A 19,146-nucleotide genomic window follows, 5' to 3' on the forward strand; every position below is an offset into this window, starting at 1 on the left:
ACATGGCGCTGGTCGAGGTCAAGGGCGTATCCAAGCGCTTCGGCGGATTGACCGCTGTCTCCGATGTCGATCTTACGGTCGACGCGGGCGAGGTGCACTGCCTGATCGGTCCCAACGGTGCCGGCAAGAGCACGTTGTTCAAGCTGATCGTGGGTCTTTACCCACCCACCCAGGGCAGCATCCTGTTCGATACCGTCGACATCACCGCCGAGCGTCCATATGCGCGGGTGCAACGGGGCATGAGCATCAAGATGCAGGCTCCGAGCGTGTTCAAGGAACTTCCGGTCCGGCAGAACATTCAAATCGCGCTCCAGGAGCGATTGTCCGGGGCGGAACGCATCACAGAGGAGGATCGCCTGCTGACGCTGCTCAATCTCGGCCCGGACAGCGAAAAGCTCGCGGGGGCACTGTCGCACGGCCAGCAGCAATGGCTTGAAATCGGGATGGCACTGGCGCTGAAGCCGCAGCTCCTGTTGCTGGACGAGCCGACCGCCGGCATGTCTCCCGAGGAAACCTTCAAGACCGGGGAGTTGATCAAGTCGTTCAATGCCGAAGGCATGACTGTGCTTGTCGTCGAGCATGATATGGCCTTCGTGCGCCAGGTCGCCCAGCGCGTCACGGTGCTGCATCTCGGCAAGATATTTGCGCGCGGCAATCTCGAAAACATCCTGCAGGACGAGAAGGTCGCGGAAATCTATCTCGGTAAAACCCATGCCCACTGATCGGATTCTTGACGTATCGGATCTATGGGCGGGATACGGCGCGACGCCGATCCTGCAGGGTGTCACCATGTCGGTCTCGCGCGGCGAGATCGTCGGCGTGATCGGCCGTAACGGGGTCGGCAAGTCAACCCTGATGCGGTGCCTGATCGGCCTGCTGCAGACTTGGCGCGGCACGATCAGCTTCATGGATCAGGACGTCACAAAGCTCGAAGCCGACGCGCGGGCGAGGGCGGGCTTCGGCTACATCCCGCAGGGGCGCGACGTCTTTCCGCAGATGACCGTTGAGGAAAACCTCCAGGTCGGCGAGTTGATCGGCGGTCCCGACGGTAAGAAGCTGCCGGAGCTCGTCTATGAGTATTTTCCGCGGCTCAGGGAACGCAGGCGGCAGGTCGCGGGGACCATGTCGGGCGGCGAGCAGCAGCAGCTCGCCATCGGCCGCGCGCTGATCGGCAATCCATCCTTGATGATCCTGGACGAACCGTCTGAGGGCATCCAGCCCTCGATCGTCCAACACATCTGCGGGGCGCTGAGATCGTTCCGGAACGAGCTCGGCACTACGATCATCTTCGTCGAGCAAAATCTCGACACGATCCTGGCGATCGCCGAGCGTTGTTACATCATGGAGAAGGGCAAGATCACGCAGTCGCTGGCAGGCGGCGAGGTCAACGAGCATAATGTCCGCGAGCAGCTTCTGCTCTGAACGGCCACGTCGCACGTTATAAGTCGTCAATAGGGAGGGAATGGACATGGATCTGGGACTCAAGGGAGCAAAGGTTCTCGTTACCGGCAGCACCAGGGGCATCGGCAAGGCGATAGCCGACACCTTCGCGGCGGAAGGCGCAGATGTCGGCATCTGCGCCCGCAACCAGGCCGACGTCGATAGTGCTGTCACCGCGATCAAGGCGAAAGGTGTTGCGGCGTTCGGCGGTTCCGTCGACGTCTCCAATGGGCCGGCGCTCAAGGTCTGGGTCGAGGATATGGCCTCGAAACTTGGCGGGATCGATATCGTCGTTGCCAATGTCAGCGCGCTGTCGATTGGGCAGGACGAGGAGAGCTGGGAGAAGGAGTTCTCCACCGACATGATGGGCACGGTGCGGCTGGTCAATGCGGCGATGCCGTATCTTGAGAAGAGCAAGGCCGCTGCGATCGTCACCATCTCCAGCGTGTCGGGCCGCGAGGTCGACTTCGCCAGCGGCCCCTACGGCACGTTCAAGGCTGCGATCATCCATTACACGCAGGGGCTCGCCTTCCAGCTTGCCGGCAAAGGCATCCGCGCCAACTCGGTCTCTCCCGGCAACACCTATTTCGAGGGCGGTGTCTGGAATCAGATCAAGGATGGCAATCCCGAACTGTACAACACCGCGCTGGCGCTCAATCCTACCGGCCGCATGGGAACGCCGCAGGAGATGGCGAACGGCGCTGTGTTCCTTGCCAGCAAGGCGGCGAGCTTCATCACGGGGACCAACCTCGTGGTTGATGGTGCCCTCACGCGCGGCGTGCAGTTCTAGGCGCATATCGAGCAGCGTAGTCACGAGGCCGGCCGTCTGCGGCGCCGGTGAGCGAAGCCATTTCCGACAACAGCAGGGCTGTCAGATGTCAGCGGATCCAATTCACTACAAGTCGATCACCGAACTCTCCGAGCTGTTCCGCCGGGGTGAGCTCCTGCCTTCGAAAGTAACCGAGGCCATGCTGAGCCGGATCGCGAAGCTCGATAGCAAGTTTTACGGTTACGCGCTCGTGCTTGCCGAGCGGGCCATGGCGCAAGCGAAGCGCTGTGACGCAGAGCTTGCCAAGGGCGTCTGGCGTGGACCATTGCATGGCGTGCCGATCGGATTGAAGGATCTCTGCTACACCACGTTCGCACCGACGGCAGGCGGCACTACGATCCATGCCAAGTTCGTTCCGTCCTTCAATGCGACGATCGTGGACCGGCTCGAGCACGCCGGCGCCGTCACTCTTGGCAAGCTCAAGATGACCGAGGGCGCCTATACCAGCCACCATCCGAACGATCAGGCGCCGCTCAATCCCTGGGGTGTCGATTACTGGGTCGGCTCCTCGTCAAGCGGATCGGGCGTGGCGACCTCGGTGGGGCTCTGCTTCGGCTCGATCGGCAGCGACACCGGCGGCTCGATCCGGTTTCCGTCGGCGACCTGCGGATTGACCGGCATCAAGCCGACCTGGGGACGCGTCAGCCGCCACGGCGTCTTTCCGCTGGCGGACTCGCTCGACCATGTCGGGCCGATGTGTCGAAGCGCTGCTGACGCGGCGGCCATGCTCGGCGTCATCGCAGGTGCCGATGTCAACGACCCCACGGCCCTGCAGGCGCCGGTGCCGAACTATCTGGCCGGCATCGGTGACGGCATCCGGGGCGTACGGATCGGCGTGGACCGCAGCTACATCCAGGACGGGATCGATCCGCAGGTGGTCGCTGCGTTGCTGGAAGCCGAACGCACGCTGGCAGCGCTCGGTGCCGATATCCGCGAGGTCAAGTTCCCGGCCTACGAGAAGCTTGTCAGCATGTGGATCCCGATGTGCTCGATCGAAACGGCGGAGGCGCACCTGGAGACCTATCCGTCGCGAAAATCGGAATACGGCCCCGATCTGGCGCAGCTGATCGAGCAGGGCAGGTCGATGAGCGGTATCGAGATCGCGCAGATCCATCATGAGCGACTGAAGTTCTGCGGAAGTCTCGCCGCCTTGTTCGGCGATATCGACTTGCTGCTGATCCCCACAATGCCTGTGCCGATCCCGACGCTGACCAAGATGGCCGAATACGGTGCCGATCCGAACGTGCTGCTCAGTATCCTGCGCTTCACCGCGGTGTTCGACTTCTCGGGCAGCCCCACTATCACGCTGCCGAACGGGATGGCGTCGGACGGCCTGCCGCTCAGCATGCAGCTGGTGGGTCCGCATCTGTCCGAGGATGTGCTTGCCCGCGCCGGTCATGCCTTCCAATCGGTAACGGACTGGCATACCCGGCGCGCGGCCATCGAATGAACGGGGTCACGGAATGATACCAAGACGCGCGCGCAATCTCCTAGCCTGCGGAGTCGACTGGCAGATAGGGCTCATTTAGCGAGTCGAACACGAAATTTGGGTTGGTGAGCCCAGCAGTCAGTCGGCAACCGATATGGCTTCGTCGCAAATGGAGGCAGTTCGCGAACTGATAAGGAAATAGCCGAAAGCTTATCAGTGGTGGCCGGGCGTAGACAAGATGACCGCTTCCGCCCATCTAGCAGGTTTGAGTTGTCGAAAGTCAGCTATGGCCATGAGCGGAAGTCGGATCGAACCGCATATCGTCGATCTCAGCGGATGCCTGGGTAGGTTTTTGGGGAGCCCGAGAGAGCCCAGACGCCACCGGAATTCAATGACTTCCTGCCGTCAGTAGGACTTGCAGTCAGTTACGGATTGGCGTAAGCGGCGCGCTCCGATCGACTGAATCTCGCTCGCAAGCGGCTGCAACCCGTTCGTCATATCGTCGAGACGCTTGCCATTCGGCTCCGGCTATGAAAGCGAGCACTGGAGCACCACCGGCTGAGCACTTGATGTATTCGGGATCGTTGAGGCTCTCGGCGATCGCGGCTTGCAGCTTCTTCGCGATGTCATCGGGCGCGCCCTTCGGCGGCGCAAAGCCGCGCTCGGCGGTCATGATGACGGGAACGCCGGCTTCCTCGGCCGTGGGTACGCCGGGCAATGATGAGGAACTAGGCTTAGACAGGATTGCGATAGCCCGGAGCTCTGCTTTGTTGGTACCGTGAAGCTTAGGCACTTTGCTCAGGCTGACCAGATGGCCGCTGCCGTTCCGCGATAGGAAATCTCATTCGGCTCGACGCCGGCCGCCTTTGCGAGCATGCGGATGGCCAGATGTTTGTTCGTGCCCGCGCCGTTATGGCCGAACGTGACCGAACCCGGCTTCTTGCGCTGCGCGTCGAGCACGCTTGCGAGGGTCGTGAACGGGCTGTCGTTGCGAACGACGATCACGCTGGGATCGTCGACCACGCGCGCAACCAGACGGATTTCGTCCCATGGTGTACAGGGTCTTTCATCGGCAGAAAGTTGTAGCCGGGGACGTTGACGACCCGATCGCGTAGGCATCGGGGACGGCGCGCGCAATCGCTGCGACCGCGATCTCGCCGCCGGCACCGGGCTTGTTGACGACGACAAATCTCGCGTTCCCGCCAAGTCTTTTCTCGACGAAGGGAAGAAGCTTGCGGGCCATCACGTCGGTCCCGCCACCCGCGGCGAAGCCAACGACGACTTCGACCGGGTTGTCGTCGGGCCATGCGGCCCAGGCCGTCCCCGACGCGGTCAGGCCAAGAATCAGAACTACCGTCTGCACCGTCCAGAGCATGAAGGTTATCCTTTCGCTATCGATGCGACGCCATCAACCGACCGGCGACGGGAAGGCGCGCAACCAGGACACAGCCGCTCTCGGATTCAGTGATGTAGAGGCTCTTGTTGTCGGGACCGCCATAGGCCACGTTGGTGGTGGCGAGCCCTTCGCAGGAGCGGATCCGATAGAGCGGCTCGCCCAGGCGGCTGAAAATCCAGTCGGTACCAAGACCGGCGTGAGCAATGGCAAGGTTGTCCTGCTCGTCTATCGCAAGGCCATCGGGCCCCGCCGAGGCTGCCGGACAGTTGAATGAAGATGCCGACCTTCGATGCCGTGCCGTCGGGCATCAGCGGTATCCGCCAGATCGCATTGCCCCTTGTGGCGGCCACGTAGAGGATGTGTTCGCTGCCGTTGAGCACGAGGCCGTTCGGGCTGCGGACGTTGTTGACGATCTGGTCGAGCGTTCCGTCCACGCGCAGGCGATAGACGCGACCGGTCGGGTCGTGCATGCCGGTCTGGCCCTGGTCGGTGAAATAGATGTCGCCATTGCTGGCAAGGACCAGGTCGTTGATGCCTTTGAAACGCTCCGACCAGCGCCGCTCCAGCATGGACGTGACCTTGCCGCTGGCTGGATCGAGCGTCATGAGCCCATAGCGATAGTCCGTGATGACGATCCGCCCGTCGCGCGCGATCTTCAACCCGTTCGGCTCGCCGTCGTACGCCGCTTGGAATGGCATTCAACTGGGACACACCACTGGTGAGTGGCCTTGTGGTCACGGCGGGCGGAGTTGCTTTCACCGGGGCTATGGACGCGTATCTGCGGGCCTTCCGCCTCGACTTCGAGGCGCCGGTGGCGCAACCAGCGAAGGGCGCGGCCGGGCAGAAAAGGATGATGACCACCTGCACCCCCCGTCAAAAAATGTCCGGAGCAGCCTGCTCGTAACAAGCGCTGGATTTTTCGATCGCTACTTACGTTCCGGACGCAGGGCTGGGGGTTCCCCATGCGATTTACAATCCGCGTGTAACCTATTGGTCTATATAGGCTCATTGAACGACCATTTTACAGCTAAGTACCTGTTTGCGTTCGTAGAAGATGAGACTCTTAATCAGCGGGTCCCAGGTTCGAGCCCTGGTGCGCCCACCATCTAATCCACAACAGCATCAGTCGCTTAGGCCGACCTCGGTTCGTTCTTTTGGCCGCCGTGCGGCACGCGTGCGGCAAAAATCCGCCGCACGCCGTGCGGCATTTCGAGCTAATCGCGCCTGTGCCACGGACGGCTCTTGTCGTTCTCGATCGCGCGCGCCCTTTGTGGTCGCAAGAAATCGGTCGATGAGCGCCTCTACCGTCGATCAGGCCGGTCAATACCGCCGCGGCGTTGTTCCTGCGGTCTTCCCGACTGACATCCAGAACGGGGCCGACGATTGGCCCTTTTAGCAACCTCGTCCAGCTTCAACAGGACTTCGTCTGCGTGAAGTCCGGCGGACAGGCGCTGTTGCAGTCCTTCCCCTAACGCTGCGGGCGCAACCGTGAGCAGGTGGCGATCGTCGGCAGTAACGGTAGCGAGGTTCGCCAGCCGGTCGGCGAGCTTGGAAAACGCACGTCGCGCCGGCATCGGTCGCCCGATAGACCAGAGCCAGTCTCCGCGTATCGCGTTAATTAAATGCAAAATGGGAGTCGAATAGGTGATCATCGGCAATGTCAATCGATCAAAAGAGGCAGTTAGCTACGTAAATTCCATTTCAATCCTCGATTTAATCGTGTTATTAAAATCAAGTAGATTGGCGCAGGTTTGGAATGTGTGAGATATAAGGCCATCCTGTCATTTATATTGGAAGTTGCCATGTCGGTCGATTGTGGTCGCGCAGTTGAATGGGATGGAAAGGTTCTGACTGGTTTGGTGGTTGTAAATGGGGTGCCCACCAAGGTAACTGCGGACCGAGCCACTATCCATGCGTATGCCACAGGGTTTAGCGATGCGCTTACCTGGGAGATTGATCGCTTTCGGTCGCAAATCTTCGAGAAGCTGATGCCATTCTTCATTCGACAGAATAGCTGACGGTGCGGTATGGCCTCGCGGCGCATTCGCCAAGCTTTCGGCCAGCGATGTTACAGGAGACAAGCTGGTGATCGTTGGGTCGAGGAGATTGGCGCGATTCGAGATAAACTCACGCCTCCAGCCACCATCGAACTTCCATTTCCTGGCGTCTCGGAATGACTGAAAACTGCAAATGGGTTCTCTTCCTTTGTACGGGCAACTACTACCGCAGCCGGTTTGCGGAGGAACTGTTCAATCACCTTGCTGAACAAGAGGAGCTGCCATGGCGAGCATTCTCCAGAGGCTCTGCCGAGAGGGGGGCGCTTGAGAACACCGGTCCCATCTCCGGCTTTGCACTCGAGGGGTTGCAAGCCCTAGGAATTAGCCCGAAGGGCGCTGATAAATTTCCGCAGGCCTGCAGTTTAGCTGACTTCAGTCAAGCAGATGTCGTCATAGGATTGAAAGAGGCGGAGCATCGATCGATGATCGAACGCCACTTTCCGGCTGTGGCGGACCGGGTCCTGTATTGGCAAGTGGATGATATCGATGTCGCCCAGCCCAGCGATGCCCTGCCGCACCTGACGCAAATGGTCACGAACTTGATCGCTATATCGCGACAACCGGCGGTCCTGAAGGGGCATGCCGAAAGCCTGCGGAAAGAATAGCGGGAGGCGCGGACATCCCCACTCCATCATAGCGCCACCTTCATCCGCGTGAGGCAGATGGTTGTTCTATTCGTTCGCCGAAAGGGCATGGCAGAGCCGTCAGCCCCTGTCCGCATCGACAGCGAAGCAGCCTGGATTGGCCCTCATGGCATTCAGTGTGTCCATTGTTCAATTAATAAAAATCATTGGAGTATTTAAATAAGAATTTGCAACGGGCTCAATTCCCTCCATGGCAGCCAAAGCGCAGTCGGGGAGTCCGGCGCCGTCTGTGATTATTTATGGAATTGAAATGCTATAGCTTAAGGTATATTCCTCATATATTTCGGTAGAATAATATTGTAGACGTCGCTCCCATAAATCGAGCTATTCAGATGTCGATGCATTTATTACCAAGCACACATATCGCTTCGCTCAACAGGTCGCCCAATAAACCCAATCCGGAGCTCCTATTCTCGTCGGAGCATGCGGATGCCAAGCCTCTTCACTTGGGGTGTAGGTTCAGGCGGGTGACGGATATTGCTAAAACGTGGCCACCGAGGCAACGGAGGGCTCTCCAAGAGCAGTTGGACAAGGTTGAGCGTGAAATCGAGATGTACATTCAAGTCGATGGATTTGAAAAAGATCGGTTCAATCGAGAGTCTTACTTATGGACTGCAGAAGATCGAATCGAGTGGCAGGAAACACAAATTGGCAATGCTCAACGTTTGAACGAACTACTTGAAGAGCGTAACGATCTGCAAAAGCAGCTTCGATCGTAAGAGCGCAACCTTTAGCCCCGTGCCACCGAACAGGGAGCACCGAGAGGCTCATATGGGCAATATCAAAGAGGTCATTCTTCGAGCGGTACCCCAAATGTTGTTCTTCACGGGATATGCGGCTGTCTTTCTGCTTGCGGTGCATCTTTACGTCTCGCTAGCGTGGGGTGCACGACAGTAACGAGGAGGAGGTGGCACGCAGTGTCCTTTCGCTGCCGACCAGGCTGGCTCCGATTTTCGTCCCAGGCCCTAAAGCTGCGCCGATGGCGAGCACGGTGGATCATTCGAAAACTCAGACGGATCTATCAGTAAGATGTCACCCCGGCGGGAGGAAGGACTAAGCAGCAGGCGCCCCGCCAAAACGAGAGGGCCCCATTGAGGCCATCTCCCGGGAATTTATGCGGTTGAACATTCTTTCACGACGGCAAAGCGAGCGGATGCTGTTAGGGCGACGGCACTCAACCGTGCGCTGCCGGAGGGGTACCTTGGCCTCAAAGCCGGCGAGATCCCATGCCCGCGATTGCGTGTGCCCGGCCCTTGGGCTCTCATTTTCCGACCAAGCGCTGAACCTGTAAGCTGAGGCTGGTAAGGGCCTCCCAGGGATCTATCCAACATCGGAGAATGTGAGAATCACCGCCTGTCCGCGTGCGCTCCAACCTTGCTCGCAATGCATCGCAAAGAGACATAAGGCCGGCATAGGTCCCCAAATCCTGTTCAATTATTTAATTTATTCAAGTGAGAAATTTTAAACGGCAAGCTTAAATTCGACAAAATACAAGGCGTTCTCTTGGCTGGGGCGGGGCCATTAATCGGGAGTCCCCTGCATGTTTAGTCGAGTAGTAACTGCGTTAATTTTCGCTTTAACAATCTCCGTTTCTTCGGAGGCGCGCCCTTTACGTCCTCCTCCACCCGAATGCAACGTCACTATGCCCTGCGATTTTTCAACGTCGTTGGTGCACATGCAGAGATCTAGCAGATCAGCACGAGGTCTAAAACCAGATGCTGTTCGGAGCTTAAGGATGTCCGCAGTCAGCTCAGACATGGCTGAGACTGAGATCGTCGGCGGTCGTCCAGCCGGTTGCCCTCGATCGTTCTGTGGATGTGGTGCGGCAATACGAGTGTTTGGTCGCATAGTGCCGGAACTTAACCTGGCGGCTAATTGGCTGCGTTTTCCGCGCGGCTCGCCCGCCCCGGGAATGGCTGCAGCGCGACGCGGACACGTCTTTGTCCTGGAGCGGCACATCGCCGGTGACATCTGGTTGGCGTATGACGCAAACTCGGGAGGGCACGCGACGAGGATCCACGCGCGCTCCCTAAGGGGGTACACCATCGTGAACCCTCGCTCAGCCTAGCAGCATCGTGCAGCGCGTCCCATCAGGACTCCACATCCAGGCGGCACGCCTCCTGTCGAGAACCGCAGCGGAGATTCGCTGCGGCTTCTCTCGCTCGGACAATTTGCAGGCGACCAGTCGTTTAATGTTTTGCAGGAGCCGTTATCGGCGATCGGGCCGATGAACGAGATCCGCATCCCCGCTTAGCGCGGTCGCCTGCGAAGTTCGAAGCTAGGCGCGATTCTACCCGGTGAGGGCGAAAGGACCATGATAGCGATCAGCTGAGAGGAGGTAGGACCCGATCTCTCAACTTGCACATAGCCGCTGCGGATCTGGCCGAAGCGGCATAGCAACAGTCTCCATTGAGAAGCGCATCATTTCGCTTCTATCAGGCGCGGCCAAGTTCCTTTCCACGGGTCGGAAGGTGGAGCGCAACAGAACTCAGCAAGCGCGGTGCCAAATAAGGCTATCCATCCGGTCCGCATTCCACCGTTAATTCGGCCAGACGTATACGCCGACGATATTCGACATCAGCACGACGGCGCCCTTCCGAACAACTTGACAAGCTGAGTGACCGGTTCCTCCACCCAAGCCTCGCGAGCAAACCAATTGTGATTGGCGCGGCAAATTGGACAATGAGTATTGCCGAAAAACACGACGCTTCGCAGAAATGTCTCACGATCGGACATGATACCGGTGGGAATAACGTGACCGGTTTGGGGGCACTTGACCATAATCATACCCATGTAGGCCTTTCCTAGATATTGCTCGCTGCTGATCGGAAACCGGCTGGCTTGAGTGGGAGTGCTGTTTACTTAGCGGCATCGGGCGCTGGGCGTTTGCTTGGCGCCATGAGAGATGCCGGTGACGGCGCATCTCGACAGCTTCACTCCTCGTTCTTCACTTCGTCATATGTTCGCTTCGAAAAAATCAATTTGCAAATTAAATCGCATTTGCTCGAATGAATCGAGCGTATGCGTTCTGGAAATCGGAATAAGGATCGATGGATATCTGTCGTTGATGAGCCGGTTAATCGTCGGCGGGTCTCCGAGCGCCTTCTACGAGCGCGCCCCTTGGTATCAAGGGGGATGGTGCAGGTTCAATCATACGGCGCATTTTTATTATATTTGACGCCGCGAATATTTATTGTCAATTCTGCCGCATGACGTAAGCTAACTTTGTAAGTTGTGCTGTGCTGGGAGGGAACCATGTGGGAATCAAATCATAACAAGCGCAACATCGGCTCCGCTACGCTGCAGTTCGCCAAAATGCGCGACCAATTAATAATCATCGGTGAAAGGGAACGAATTTTAAAAGAGCGCAGTGCTGATCGTGAAGCCTATCGGTATCTGCTGGACGCTCACCGCTTAGCTGTGCTGCACAGCGATTGTACAGAAGATGTGGTGAACAATTCTCGAACCAGAACAGGCGAGGGCAATCAGCTGGCTGCTTGACCCGTCGGTGTCTGGCCATTTTCGAAGTGATGTGTGCCCACGCTAGATGCTGGGCTTGGATCTGAGGCGGCTGTTCGTTCCATCGAAGGCTGTGGAACAGTGCATCGCAGATTTCGTCGCGGCTGGCTCGGCACGGTGACGAGATTAAATACTGCTCATGTTGGCTGGAGCCGTGCTCGAAAAATCATCAGAAAAAGTGGTGTTGAGGCCAGCTGTGGATGCAGTCTTCGCACTGCTGGATGGCCGACCCGTGCTATTTAGTGAGACAAGGCAGAACATCTATCAGCTGGACCAGCTGGGTGCATTTATCTGGTGCAAGTTGGCAGAGGGCGCTTCTTTGGCAACCGTTTATCGGGAGCTCGGAGAGCTGGACATTGTTGAGCACGCGGCGCGCCGGTTCACGTGGCAGGCTATAGACGCTTGGACAGATCAAGGGCTGCTCGACGTCGATTGGCAAATCTCGGCCAGTTGTGCCTTCTCAGCCATTTTAGGGCGGCATCGTATCAGTGTCCGGGCTGACAATCGGGAGCTCCTGCAGCGGTTGGTTTCGCTATTTTGCATCCTGGACAACGAGGATGGCGAAAACGATATCGCAATCGAGGCGATGCTGCTGGACGATCGAGTGTTCTTCCGAGGAATTGACGGGGGCGTCCACAGATGTGAACTCGAAGCACTTGCACCTACAGTCAAAGCGTACTTGACCGAGCGGCTTATTCGAAGCGATCGATGGGTCTTCGCCCTCCATGCCGCGTCTCTTGCGAATTGCGGGACTGGCTTGCTGTTGTGCGGCCAGCCGGGAGCCGGCAAGTCGACGCTTACACTGCAATTGGTGGACGCAGGATTTCAGTATACCGGTGACGATGTTGCGCTGATTGGTGATGATGGCGCGGTCTGTGGATTTCCATTTGCTCTCACTCTCAAGGAAGGGTCATGGGAGTTGTTGTCGCTGTTGCATAGCAGTTGGGACGGCGTCACGCATTGCAGGGCCGACGGCGCTCAGGTGCGATACTTGCCTATTCGGAACGCGCACATTGGAAGCCTTTCTGCGAGTTGGATCATTTTTTTGAACCGGGTTGCGAGCGGCACGGCCGAGCTGGCATCGCTGGATCAGCTGGATTCGATGAAGCGGCTCATTGACGGCGCATTTGCCGCCGACGGAAGGCTGTCGCAGGCCGGGTTTTTTGCTTTGAAGCGGATTGTCGCCGGCGCGCGATCGTTTCAGCTTACCTACTCCCAGTCGGGAGAGGCCCGGGCGCTGCTGATGGACTTGTGCAATGGCAAAGCATAGTGCGGCACTGACGAGCCTCTGTAATTGCCTTCGAGGTTTGCCGCCTGCCGATGTGGAGTGGACGTCCGTAATCGGCCTCGCAAACGAGACATTGACGACGCCCGCGCTCATTGACTTCGTCGATCAATTTGCATCGGTGTTGCCGGACGACGTCTGCGCGTATATCCGACAGGTCTATCACCGAAACGTACTGCGCAACGACCGGTTGGCGGTTCAATTGGAAGAAGCCGTCATTGCGATGAACGGCCAAGGAGTGACGCCAATATTGCTCAAGGGAGCAGCAACGCTAGCCACCGCGCCTGATGAACGGCGAGGGATTCGGCTGATGTCTGATCTGGATATTATGGTCATGCCGGACGAAGCTGAAAGGGCGGTCGCCGCTCTGGGCGCAATTGGCTATCAAATTCATGAGCGGTCCCTTCCCGAAAGCCAGAGATGGTATGTAGAGCTGAACCGGTCGCGGGATGTCGGGACCATCGATCTGCAGCGCGCTGCTCCAGGCCCCGGATACTTCAACCGCGATCCCGGACAAACCCTGAATCATTGCGTCCCCACGCGGTTGGGGCCCGGGAGCGCGTATGTTCCCACGCCTACCTACCGGGCGCTTATCTTGATCATCCACGATCAGTTTCAAGACTTCGGTTACTGGCTGGGCGACCTCGATCTGCGACATCTTCTTGAATTGCGAGATTTGAGCAGTCCCCTCGGGGGTATCGATTGGAATGAGCTTATCTCTCATCTTTCGGGTGAATTGATGAAGAACGCAGTTGAAACCCAGTTGTTCGCTCTCGCTGAGCTGCTCGGGGTTGAGATCCCGCGCTCGCTGCGCTCCCGACTGATTCCGCGTCTGCAGTTCATGCGACAATTGATGCAAGCGCGCTATCCCGCCACTCGTGTGCCCTTCCTCGCGATGACTGTTCTGGACCTCAGAAATTACCGTAGGGAGGCGGCCATTGGCCGCACGAAAACCAGCGCGCGCCCGCGTGGATTGTGGTCTGTCCCAAGAGCGAGCACCTTACAGTTGCTGTTGAGAGCGACCACCGCGGTTCGTACGGGAAAGGTCTAGGGTCAGCGACGGTCTCACGAGCGCTTTCGAGGGATTGGCGGCAGATCCCTTGGCGGAACGGGTTTTGCAATCAGCTACCTACTCGCAGGTCGGTAGACTGTTTTCCAGAATCCGCAGGGCAGGCATTTCCAGGCAAGTCAAATTTGCGCCTGCGCAGAGCTAGGAATGCCCTTGACCACCAGCAATCCGATCGGGTGATTCGTCGTTCTCGTGAATCCTGAACTCCTCCAACGTGTGCCCTGATTGGAGCGCGGCAACCAGCCAGCGAGGCTGTTTACCGCGTCCCGACCAAGTCTCTGTCGGCTGGAGTGGGTTAAGGTATTTCGGTACGACCTTTGGGTATTTGCGGCGTGGTGGCTGCCCCGTCCCCGTCTCGGCTGCTCCGCTTTCAGCTTGGCCCAATTGATCGGGTTGGTTGAGTTGCGCAAGACGCTTTTCCAGTTGACGCTTCTCGGCGGTTATCTTTTCAGCAAGAATCTTGGTCAGCTCCTCGTGGAGAAGCCAAAGTTCCTCAAAATCCATAGCTTCGAGATCCTGCTTGCGCATAGCATTCTCGTCACCGTTCGACTGACTGGTTGCCCATCTATCATCTTCTACATTCGAGTATCGTGACCGAGCCGCGAATGAACGATTGACGAAGTCAGTACCGGAATTGACCTGGCAATAAAATTATTATATATGATTTAATAATTATTGCGACGATTATTTATTAATGCTTTCGAGCAAAGAAATTGCTGATGGAGGAGCAGTCTTGATCGAACTTCCTCTTGAACGTCTTCAAGATTCAGTCAGCCGATTTATCGTTCCCTCGGCCTCATTTTCGGACATCCAGGCTCTGATGGCCCAAATCGAGCTCAGGCAGCGTGCACTGCGGGATATCGAAGTTATTCGCTCCCGTCTGCGGGTATGGGACGACCGTACGGTAATAAGGATGCCCAGACGAAGGAAGAGCGCCTCGGCGCGTCAAGCGTCCTTCTTGAGGCTGCGGCGCGAAAAGTTGTTCACGCGACCGGCTTGATCTCATCCCAAGGTCCGGTTTGACGTTTGATGCGTTCCGCGGCCCTGCGCTGGGCGCGTGAAATTACTTCTCCGCGGTTAAATTCTGCGGATCACTCATTCTCCAGACTTGATTAATAACCGAGACGCAGCTATCTGGAACGAAGGTTCCAGTCGGTTCCGCACATTTTGCGGGACAATTTGGCTCTTCGTCTTGATTAATGTCAATCGGGCCAATATTAGATGATCGCAACTAAAAGGTGAGCCCATGTCGGCTAAGAAACTCGAACTAGAATCCATGTCTCTTGACGATCTCTGGTCGCTTCATGAGGAAATTAGCGGGATGTTGTCTGAGCGGATCAAGGCGGAGAAGCACGAACTGGAGAAGCGCTTAGCAGTTCTCGGGGGCGGGATGGCTGTTTTAGCGGACTCCCGTGGCGCAGGCGCGTCTCCGACCGGAAAGCAGAGGCGTAAATATCCGCGAGTTCTGCCGAAGTATCGGAACCCACAGACGTCCGAGACCTGGTCAGGGCGTGGCAAGCGGCCGCGGTGGTTGGTTGCAGCAGTGAAGTCCGGTCGAAGGGTTGAGGACTTTCGCATAGGCGAAGCGGGTCCTAAGCTTCGTCAGCGGGGCTGACCGGCTCGGCAATGATCGGCGGCAAGCTAGCCGGCGCAGCCACATAAATCTGTGCGCCTAGTAGGCATTGCGGCCACGCAGCACCTCCACGGGGGTTCGCAGCAAGATTGCGAGATCCAACCGAGGGCTCCAGTTGTCGATGTACCAGAGATCATATTGTACACGTGTTTCGACCATGACCGCTGTAGGAGTCGGGCCGCGGCAGCCGTGGACTTGAGCCCACCCAGTCAATCCCGGCCTGACCCTGCGGCGAAGGGCATAGTTGCGCACCAGCTTGTCAAATTCTCCGTCGTGAGCCAAGGCATGAGGACGGGGGCCCACCAGTGACATGCTGCCGTCGAGTACATTCAGCAGCTGTGGCAGTTCGTCGAAGCTTGTCCGGCGCAGCCATTTGCCGACGCGGGTAACGCGTCGATCGGCGCGGTCGGCCTGAAGGATCACAGGCCCGTCCTCGAGCACATGCATCGTCCGAAATTTGCGGATCAAGAAGGTCCGGCCGTTAAAGCCGCAGCGTTGTTGTCGAAAGAATACAGGGCCAGGAGAATCCAGCTTGATCGCCACCGTAGCCAGCGCGAGGAGCGGTGCAAATATCGTCAAGGCGAGGCCTGCGCCAACGAGATCGATGGTTCGTTTCGTCGCGCATTCAATGGGCGTGAGGGGACCGCGCTGAAGTTCTACACAAACGGCACTTCCGAGACTCCGCGTAGGATGTCGAAGCAACTCGGATGTTGTGCCGACCGGCACGAACATGATCGGGAAAGGCAATACCCGTAAATCGGCAACCAAGGCCCGAAGTTCGGGCCATCGTTCCGGGTTAGCCTCCACCACCACTTGGTCAAGCTGGGAACTGCGAATGTAGTCAATCACGCGGCTGGCGAGCCGCCTTCTACTGGCAGGACCGAAGCCCATCGGAGGCAAGCTGAACCTTCCCTTGACGCAGTAACCGTGCATTGCCAACGTTTCAGACAGCCCGGCATTTTCCGATAGAGGTTGATCGCTGATCAAAGCGATGTTCGTGCTAGCAAATTTTCTACCGCTCAGGCCTCTACCGAGAAGTGTCCTGACACCCCACCGTTCGGCAATAAGCAAGCCTAGGCCGATGACAGCGAAGAGTGAGCCTGCTTCTTGAGAAGAACCCGGACCGATCGCAAAGCCGAACACGGCCCAAATCAAAAGCAACAATGACGTCCACGCCAAACAAAGGGCGCGTATCTGATTTCGAAGGACAAGGAGCTCAACTGGCCGATAGAGGCCATGGGTCTTCAACAGGCAAACGAGACAAGCTGCGCTGACCAGTGCCAAGCAAAGTGCGTTACTCAAGTCACCTGCGGCCTGCGCATCTTGAATTTGGTGCAGCGACCTAGAAACGACGCTCGCAAATAGAATGGTCGCAACATCCGCACAGAGCGCCACGTATTCGATCGACTCGTATCTGAGGGGCCAGTTATGCTGGCGGGGTACCGCTGGCCCCGGACTGACACAATCCGTCTCATCTTGATCGGGGAAATGTCGGTTCACGAAATTCATTGCCGGGCGCCCTAGATTAACTATTTAATTTATTATTAATCTATTGGAATTATCAAGTATGAAATGTTGGTCCGTGTTATTTAAATTTGCTCAAAGTCATGGTCCGTGGCGGAAATTCTTTCGGTGCCGGAACTCGCAACGCAGTCGGGTGGGCTCCGTACCCGGGTCTTGGAGCGGCAGTTTCACTCGCGGAGCGTTTTGCCGCAGAGGTAAGGCTTCCTGCACGCAAGCCGCCGTCACGGAACCAGAGGATTCTATCGAGAACCCTGACGAGAACGCGGCGCGCGCATGTTGTCGAGGTACGTCGGATCAAGCTCCGAAATTAGGCTCTCGAGATAGATCTTCCCCTCGCTTGAGGCTGACCGGTACGCGGTCACAAGCGCTGATCTGATAGCAGATCCACGCGTAACGACGAGGCTGACGTCCCGCTTGATCAAGTCCCGAAATTCAAGCTCCCGTACCACAGCATCTGTAGCGAGCGCGACCGATAGCCTTAACGGAAGCAGATCCAAATCGTTCGGCGCAGTATAGTACGACATCTTGAGCATGGCTGCCGTGCTCGACTGGGACGAATTCTGCTTCGACGCCGCGAGCATGAGCCAAATGTCGCCGTGAAGCGGCGAAGAGCGCAATGACCGGACCAAAGAACTCGACGCTGCCGGAAGTTCGGTCTTTTGCTCGTCCGCGGCGAGAGCTGGCTCCCCGCGGGGTAGCGATTCGCCGTGGATTCGAAAGTCTCCGCGCGCAGCCGCAACCGAAACTGGTTTCGAGATCCCGTTTGGCCATGCCGCTGCGGCCGAAACAGCTGCCGACAAAGAAGACTGACCAGCGAGATACCACGTGGGGAGAACCATCCACATTGTCTGCATGATCAGCACTATTCCAAGCACCATCAGGGCAACGCGCGGCCAAATGGTGACAAGCGCTGAGGCGAGCCTTGGACGAGACGCCGGAACGGGACCGGCCATCCAATCCGAGGCCTCTTTCGATTCCACGGTTAAGGCCTCGCGGCCTACACCGGGGACGCTTTGGCCGAATGCTAGTCCAAAAAGCGCTGCGACCAGGAGCGATGCGCCAAGACCCAGAATTCCATGCTCGGCAAAGGCTAATATTGGCAGTGCAATCGAAGCGCCGGCGCCCAAGGCTGGATATACGTAATCGTAACCGCGTGACAGAGAACGCCTGAACAGGATACAAGCGCCAAGCATTGCAATCACTACGAGGCCGCAAAGGAACGCCCACCCCATGTCGATAACGATTGCAGCGGCAGCCGTTGACCTTTCTCGCGGGGCGCCGATATCGACGTCCCCATAAAGAGGCAAGAGGACCGTCGAAGCGCCGGCACCGGATCCCGCCGGCCTGACGTCCTGTAGCATCCGTTCTGTCGCGATCTGGCTGCTCGTCGACAACGCGATCGTCACATCGGTGTTAGTCCTGAATGGAATGACCGTTGCGCCGGCAATAAAGAGTATTGCGGCGGTTGCGAGAACACCAGCGGTCCCCCACAAGCCCAAGTACCATCTCCGAATACTGAACACCGAGACCAAGATTCCTGATCCAAGGAGGGCGGCAATGACGGCGGCGGAGTCGGTTCGAATGAGCAGCGCGGTCATGCACACAATCATTGCGATGATCGCGGCGGACAAAGCAGGGAGCGGGGTTGGCGCGACTATTCCTGGCCGCCTGTGCCGCCGCAATTGATCCGCTGCGCGTATCGCCGTCGCGCAGGCGAGCAAGACGCCAAGCACAGCGACGGTTGAGCCGTCGGGTCCGGCGACAGCACGTGCTTCCTTACCGAACCACATGGCTGTCGCAATGGTGGTTACCGACAGTAGGAGATGCAGGACTTGCGCTGCGCGATATCGGTCAAGCGTGATGACCGCAGTGACGAAGGCCGCGGCGAGCACAGCGCAATACTGCGCGAGCGAGAGCATAGTCGCACCAATATCGACTGTAATCATTTCGGCGAGGGGCTCGTTTAAGGCCGCCGAAGCAGTTGCCCAGATGGGATTGCCGAGCGTGTCCACGGGCATCGGCACCGCCTGTAACGCCATCCAGAGCGCCGGCGCCGCGAGTACAACGACGAGATAAGGCCGGAGCAGCTTGGCGAGCCCGAGGGATGCGGATGACGGAAAGATCGCCACAACGAACGCGGCTGTTGCAAGTATGAACGATGCCAATCCCAAGCTCTGTAGGCTTTCCGGCAATGTGAGCGCCGCGGTGATCGCCACTAACTCGGCTAACATGACAAGCCGGATAATCATTTAAACACCACCTTGTCGCGCGGCCACTCCACTGATCCGCTAGGCGGAGAACGGGGGGCCACTACGAGACAG

General features: G+C 57.9%; 19 protein-coding genes and 1 pseudogene. 11 read left to right on the forward strand and 9 right to left on the reverse strand.

The features are described from left to right. Positions 1 to 2 precede the first annotated feature (2 nt). The 4 genes from ABIB00_RS13925 (at position 3) to ABIB00_RS13940 (ending at position 3,719) form a co-directional block, all read left to right on the forward strand. Complete coding sequence (locus ABIB00_RS13925; RefSeq protein WP_247341524.1) at positions 3 to 722, forward strand: ABC transporter ATP-binding protein; 720 nt, start codon at positions 3 to 5, stop codon at positions 720 to 722. After that, positions 712 to 1,422 (forward strand): ABC transporter ATP-binding protein, encoded by a 711-nt coding sequence (locus tag ABIB00_RS13930; RefSeq protein WP_354045468.1) that lies wholly within the window; start codon positions 712 to 714, stop codon positions 1,420 to 1,422. The genes ABIB00_RS13925 and ABIB00_RS13930 overlap by 11 nt, the downstream gene beginning before the upstream one ends. 46 nt (positions 1,423 to 1,468) lie before the next feature. Beyond that, entirely contained in the window at positions 1,469 to 2,230 is a 762-nt protein-coding gene (locus ABIB00_RS13935; RefSeq protein ID WP_354104718.1) for an SDR family NAD(P)-dependent oxidoreductase, read from the forward strand. 85 nt (positions 2,231 to 2,315) lie between these two features. Beyond that, on the forward strand, positions 2,316 to 3,719 hold the full coding sequence (locus ABIB00_RS13940) for an amidase (RefSeq protein WP_354104719.1): 1,404 nt from the start codon (positions 2,316 to 2,318) through the stop codon (positions 3,717 to 3,719). Between the two features lie 400 nt (positions 3,720 to 4,119). Here the strand turns inward: ABIB00_RS13940 and ABIB00_RS13945 are convergent, their stop codons facing one another. The 6 genes and pseudogenes from ABIB00_RS13945 to ABIB00_RS13970 form a co-directional block, all read right to left on the reverse strand. Beyond that, entirely contained in the window at positions 4,120 to 4,491 is a 372-nt protein-coding gene (locus tag ABIB00_RS13945) for a tripartite tricarboxylate transporter substrate-binding protein (protein ID WP_345946867.1), read from the reverse strand. A 5-nt stretch (positions 4,492 to 4,496) separates the two neighbouring features. After that, on the reverse strand, positions 4,497 to 4,817 hold the full coding sequence (locus tag ABIB00_RS13950) for a tripartite tricarboxylate transporter substrate-binding protein (RefSeq protein ID WP_354104720.1): 321 nt from the start codon (positions 4,815 to 4,817) through the stop codon (positions 4,497 to 4,499). Continuing rightward, the gene (locus ABIB00_RS13955) at positions 4,765 to 5,073 is read right to left on the reverse strand and encodes a tripartite tricarboxylate transporter substrate-binding protein (protein WP_354104721.1); all 309 of its coding nucleotides are present in this window, start codon (positions 5,071 to 5,073) and stop codon (positions 4,765 to 4,767) included. The genes ABIB00_RS13950 and ABIB00_RS13955 overlap by 53 nt, the downstream gene beginning before the upstream one ends. A 16-nt stretch (positions 5,074 to 5,089) precedes the next feature. Further along, the gene (locus tag ABIB00_RS13960) at positions 5,090 to 5,323 is read right to left on the reverse strand and encodes an SMP-30/gluconolactonase/LRE family protein (protein WP_354104774.1); all 234 of its coding nucleotides are present in this window, start codon (positions 5,321 to 5,323) and stop codon (positions 5,090 to 5,092) included. Positions 5,324 to 5,408: 85 nt separating this feature from the next. Beyond that, positions 5,409 to 5,792 (reverse strand): annotated as a pseudogene (locus ABIB00_RS13965) (SMP-30/gluconolactonase/LRE family protein); the annotation flags it as partial. A gap of 603 nt (positions 5,793 to 6,395) precedes the next feature. Further along, positions 6,396 to 6,746 (reverse strand): hypothetical protein, encoded by a 351-nt coding sequence (locus ABIB00_RS13970; protein ID WP_354104722.1) that lies wholly within the window; start codon positions 6,744 to 6,746, stop codon positions 6,396 to 6,398. A gap of 521 nt (positions 6,747 to 7,267) precedes the next feature. On the opposite strand from ABIB00_RS13970, the gene ABIB00_RS13975 reads away from it, so the two are divergent. From ABIB00_RS13975 to ABIB00_RS14000, 6 genes are all read left to right on the forward strand, one after another. After that, positions 7,268 to 7,756 carry an arsenate-mycothiol transferase ArsC gene (locus ABIB00_RS13975; protein ID WP_247444011.1) on the forward strand — a complete coding sequence of 163 codons (489 nt, stop codon included), beginning with the start codon at positions 7,268 to 7,270 and terminating at the stop codon, positions 7,754 to 7,756. Positions 7,757 to 8,262: 506 nt separating this feature from the next. Continuing rightward, positions 8,263 to 8,514: a hypothetical protein gene (locus ABIB00_RS13980; protein ID WP_354104723.1), complete on the forward strand. Its 252-nt coding sequence runs from the start codon at positions 8,263 to 8,265 to the stop codon at positions 8,512 to 8,514. Between the two features lie 821 nt (positions 8,515 to 9,335). Then, the gene (locus tag ABIB00_RS39075; RefSeq protein ID WP_502917811.1) at positions 9,336 to 9,863 is read left to right on the forward strand and encodes a hypothetical protein; all 528 of its coding nucleotides are present in this window, start codon (positions 9,336 to 9,338) and stop codon (positions 9,861 to 9,863) included. 1,187 nt (positions 9,864 to 11,050) lie between these two features. Further along, positions 11,051 to 11,296, forward strand: a complete 246-nt coding sequence (locus ABIB00_RS13990) for a hypothetical protein (protein ID WP_354104725.1) — start codon at positions 11,051 to 11,053, stop codon at positions 11,294 to 11,296. Between the two features lie 157 nt (positions 11,297 to 11,453). Continuing rightward, complete coding sequence (locus ABIB00_RS13995; protein WP_354104726.1) at positions 11,454 to 12,584, forward strand: serine/threonine protein kinase; 1,131 nt, start codon at positions 11,454 to 11,456, stop codon at positions 12,582 to 12,584. Beyond that, a complete protein-coding gene (locus ABIB00_RS14000) occupies positions 12,571 to 13,650 on the forward strand; it encodes a nucleotidyltransferase family protein (RefSeq protein WP_354104727.1) in 1,080 nt (359 codons plus the stop codon). Before ABIB00_RS13995 ends, ABIB00_RS14000 begins: the two co-directional genes overlap by 14 nt. A gap of 159 nt (positions 13,651 to 13,809) precedes the next feature. Here ABIB00_RS14000 and ABIB00_RS14005 read toward each other — a convergent pair whose 3' ends face one another. Then, a complete protein-coding gene (locus tag ABIB00_RS14005) occupies positions 13,810 to 14,196 on the reverse strand; it encodes an H-NS histone family protein (RefSeq protein ID WP_354104728.1) in 387 nt (128 codons plus the stop codon). A gap of 718 nt (positions 14,197 to 14,914) precedes the next feature. Here ABIB00_RS14005 and ABIB00_RS14010 point away from each other — a divergent pair. Then, complete coding sequence (locus ABIB00_RS14010; RefSeq protein ID WP_354104729.1) at positions 14,915 to 15,283, forward strand: H-NS histone family protein; 369 nt, start codon at positions 14,915 to 14,917, stop codon at positions 15,281 to 15,283. A 57-nt stretch (positions 15,284 to 15,340) separates the two neighbouring features. Here ABIB00_RS14010 and ABIB00_RS14015 read toward each other — a convergent pair whose 3' ends face one another. Further along, on the reverse strand, positions 15,341 to 16,810 hold the full coding sequence (locus ABIB00_RS14015) for an exopolysaccharide biosynthesis polyprenyl glycosylphosphotransferase (protein WP_354104730.1): 1,470 nt from the start codon (positions 16,808 to 16,810) through the stop codon (positions 15,341 to 15,343). Positions 16,811 to 17,064: 254 nt separating this feature from the next. Continuing rightward, positions 17,065 to 19,074 carry a hypothetical protein gene (locus tag ABIB00_RS14020; RefSeq protein ID WP_354104731.1) on the reverse strand — a complete coding sequence of 670 codons (2,010 nt, stop codon included), beginning with the start codon at positions 19,072 to 19,074 and terminating at the stop codon, positions 17,065 to 17,067. Between the last annotated feature and the right edge of the window lie 72 nt (positions 19,075 to 19,146).

The sequence above is a fragment of the Bradyrhizobium sp. LB14.3 genome (genome assembly GCF_040547985.1).
Classification (GTDB): Bacteria; Pseudomonadota; Alphaproteobacteria; order Rhizobiales; family Xanthobacteraceae; genus Bradyrhizobium.